General features: G+C 35.9%; 4 protein-coding genes. 2 read left to right on the forward strand and 2 right to left on the reverse strand.

The features are described 5' to 3' along the window. Window positions 1-352 (forward strand): Dabb family protein (locus ACZFYI_RS17360; RefSeq protein ID WP_462525388.1); only part of this gene is annotated, 352 nt, incomplete at its 5' end. Window positions 353-404: 52 nt separating this feature from the next. Further along, window positions 405-1,736, forward strand: coding sequence for a S41 family peptidase (locus ACZFYI_RS17365; protein WP_462525389.1), 1,332 nt, complete (start codon window positions 405-407; stop codon window positions 1,734-1,736). An 87-nt stretch (window positions 1,737-1,823) separates the two neighbouring features. Here ACZFYI_RS17365 and ACZFYI_RS17370 read toward each other — a convergent pair whose 3' ends face one another. Together ACZFYI_RS17370 and ACZFYI_RS17375 are read right to left on the reverse strand one after the other, a co-directional pair. Next, entirely contained in the window at window positions 1,824-2,363 is a 540-nt protein-coding gene (locus ACZFYI_RS17370) for an SRPBCC family protein (RefSeq protein WP_462525390.1), read from the reverse strand. A gap of 61 nt (window positions 2,364-2,424) precedes the next feature. Then, complete coding sequence (locus tag ACZFYI_RS17375; RefSeq protein ID WP_462525391.1) at window positions 2,425-3,222, reverse strand: alpha/beta fold hydrolase; 798 nt, start codon at window positions 3,220-3,222, stop codon at window positions 2,425-2,427. Between the last annotated feature and the right edge of the window lie 351 nt (window positions 3,223-3,573).

A 3,573-nucleotide genomic window follows, 5' to 3' on the forward strand; every position in this document is an offset into this window, starting at 1 on the left:
TCCCCGTGCAGCCGCAACATTACCTATTTCACTTATGGCCGAACAAACAGCAAAACAAAAAATGATTCACCAGGTATTTTTCTGGTTAAAGGATGGCGAAGACATCAAAGATTTTATGAAAGAAGCCTCAGTTCTTGGAAAGTGTAAGACTGTTAACAATTTTTATATGGGTGTGCCAGCTCCTACTGCAGCAAGAGATGTGGTGGATCACAGTTTTCAGGTGGCATGTACCCTATTTTTTGAGAGGATTGAAGATCAGGATTATTATCAGACAGATCCCCTGCATCTCGCTTTTATTGAAAAAAACTCGAACAAGTGGTCCGGTGTAAAGGTTTATGATTTTGTGATTTGAACCATTTTGGTCCATGTTTACGTATATCTACCAAATTACCAGTTAGTTGAATATGACAAAAGCAAAATTATCCCTTTCGGTTCTGCTAGTAACCTCCATGATGTTTATTTTCTCATGTAATCCTGAGGAAGAGGTTCCGGTCGTAGTAGAAGATCCTGTAAAAAAGGCAATTTTTGATAGTATGAAAGAATGGTACTATTGGGAAGCAGAATTGCCCCAAAAATTGGATGTTTCAAAATTTGCTTCTAATCAAGCTGTTTTGGATGAATTGAAATTTAAACCTTTGGACAGATGGTCTTATCTGACAACCAAAGCTGAGTTTGATGCGGCATTTACAGGTCAGGCTACAGGAGCTCATGGTTTTAGTTTTGCATTTGATCAAGATGAAAAATTGTTTGTTGCTTTTGTATATGATGAAGCTCCTGCTGGAAAAGACGGCTGGAAAAGAGGATGGCAAATCCTCGAAATAAACAGCAAACCGATTTCTGATTACAAGACAAGTACTGGAAGTTATTCTTTTAACTTGGGTGCAAATGAAATAGGCGTGACCAATTCCTTTAAATTCAAGTTACCTGATGGAACAGAAACCACTCGTACCATCCAAAAAGGTGCTTTTCAAACCAATTCGGTATTGTATAAAAATGTATATGAGGTAGGTGCAAAAAAAGTGGGACATTGGGTTTATCAAAGTTTCAAGGCAACTGCAGGACTCAGCCCAACAAGAAGTCAGGAAGTTGAGGATTTATTCAACTATTTTATTGCTGAAAATATCAATGAGCTGATCATAGACCTGAGGTATAATGGGGGAGGTTCTGTGGCAGTCACCGAGCAGATTTTGAATTATATCGCTCCGGCAAGTGTCAATGGAAGGGTGATGTATACCAACAAACACAACGGGAACAAATTTTCCAATAACAGGTCGGTTAATTTTTCCAAGAAAGGAAGCCTTAATCTAGATAGGGTCATCTTCATAACCTCTAGGGGCTCAGCTTCTGCGTCTGAGTTATTAGTCAATTGCCTGGATCCTTATATGGATTTAGTGTTGATAGGTGACAATACATACGGCAAACCGGTTGGATCCTTCCCTTTATCAAGTTTTAACAGAAACCTGAGCAGCAATAATGTGGAATTGGTTCCGATTACCTTTGCCATTGCCAATTCTGAAGGTAGGGCTGAATACTTCGATGGTTTTCCTGTCAACTTTACAGTAGGAGACGATCCTGCAAAAAATTGGGACAACAAAGAGGAGAAGAGATTGAAAGCTGCTTTGGAATTTATCGAAAATGGAACGGTTAGTGCCAGAATGAAAAACACTTCATTCATTCCTAAGTGGGAAATGATCGATGCATTTGAGGGATTGAGAAAAGAATTTCCTATGTATTGATTTGTTCTAATCAGATTTTAAAACAGATTTAATTCCTGTAAAAAGAAAAGAGCGATTTCAAAATCGCTCTTTTTTATTTTATCCCTATCAATTTTCAAGGATTTCTTTGAGATTTTTCAATCCAATCTTAAAATCATCACCTATCATTTTTTCCATTCCCATAAATACAATCATTGAATTCATAGGGAAATCCATGTGGCCTTCAAATCCCCATCTTACTAATGTTTGGTTGTCATTGAGGCTTTCAAACTCAAAATATGCTTTGTCAGAACCTTCGAATGGTTCAAAAAATCTCATTGCATAGTCAATTCTTTTCCCTTCTTCCATCGCTAGGATTTCTTGTTCTCCGGAACCAACTGAGGGGTCCTCACTTCTCCATCCGGAAACAAACCCAACCTCTCCATCTGTACCTCTGAATTCCTTAGTCATATCAGGGTCCATGCTAGCCCATTTGCTGAAATTATCCTGATTTTTGAGATATTTGACATATTCAAAGACTTCAGAAAGGGGTTTGTTGATGGATATTTCTTCTACGACCGAGTAATCTTTTTTTCCAAAGAGACCTACAAGCAAAGGTATAGCAACAATAATTACAACAATAATTACGAGGATTTTTAAGATTTTCATAGTTATATGATTTGGCTTGTACCAAATTTAAATAATATAAAGATCTAATTTTCAATCGATTCTATTTTTTTGAAGATAAAAAATTAGCAGTATCCCTAATCAGAGTACTGTGGCCTGATTCCAACTCGTGAAGAGAAATATGGGGAATTTTTGAACTGAACCTGTTGAGATTTTCAGTTGTGACCATTTTATCAAATGTTCCTGTAAATAAGGAAATCGGTGTGTGGTTTAACCTTATCATCTTGATAATTTGACCTAAATCAGGCTGAAGCGGTTTAAATACATTCCAGGTAAAATACACTTGCGCCCTCATAGTCCTTGTTTTCATCTGTGATTTTACAAACTTTATCAGACTGTTTTGGAGTAGTCCGAGACTTTCTAATAAATCAATGGTCCGGAAAAACCTTCGAGGATGAAAAACCACATGCTTGAAAAGACGGTTAAGGAATCCAGGAAATGTTGCCATATTGTACCAAAAGCCTGTTTTTATTCCATCAGGTGCTAATAGAATCATTGATTTTACCAAACACGGGAACAGTTCATAGGTAACGAGGCAAAACTTCCCGCCCATACTATAGCCAACCAGATGGAATTTTTCAAATTTTTCTTTTTCCATCAATAGGGTGATGATATCTCTCCATATTTCTTTGGTCAATTTTTGGTTTACAGACGTCCAACTGCTCTGTCCATGATAAAACATATCAAAAACCAGATAACAGTCATTTTCTTTCCGCAAGGTTAAAAAAGGATCATAAGCTTTCATATTTTGGCCGAATCCATGAAAAAGAAGTTGTATATTCTTACCACTTCCATGTTTTTTGTATGCCAAATGACCGAAACTGGTCTCAAGAAATTCCATTTTTTTATTTAGAATAAAATATTCACAAAGTTAACTTTTGTAAAGTAATAATTTTAAGATTTAGTTTGTAATGGAATTATATTTTGTTTTTTTAATTAATTTGGAATTTTATTTCAATGTTAAGAACAAGTTAATCATTTTATCAGAATTTTATTTTAAAAAAAACTTTAGAAACTTTGAACTTTCATATAGTTTCCTGAGTTTTGTCATCTAAATATGGAAAATTTGGAGACAAGAAATAAAATAATTGAAACAGATGCTGCACAATTTATGCGTTTTGGTATCAGGTCCGTGACGATGGTTGACATAGCACGTCATACAGGAATGTCCAAGTAGACCATATACCAGAAA

It is taken from the genome of Aquiflexum sp., assembly GCF_977115555.1.

Bases quoted from the DNA above. Each gene is read 5' to 3' on its own strand.
- ACZFYI_RS17365 (WP_462525389.1), top strand. From the start codon at position 405: ATGACAAAAGCAAAATTATCCCTTTCGGTTCTGCTAGTAACCTCCATG.
- ACZFYI_RS17370 (WP_462525390.1), bottom strand. From the start codon at position 2,363: ATGAAAATCTTAAAAATCCTCGTAATTATTGTTGTAATTATTGTTGCT.
- ACZFYI_RS17375 (WP_462525391.1), bottom strand. From the start codon at position 3,222: ATGGAATTTCTTGAGACCAGTTTCGGTCATTTGGCATACAAAAAACAT.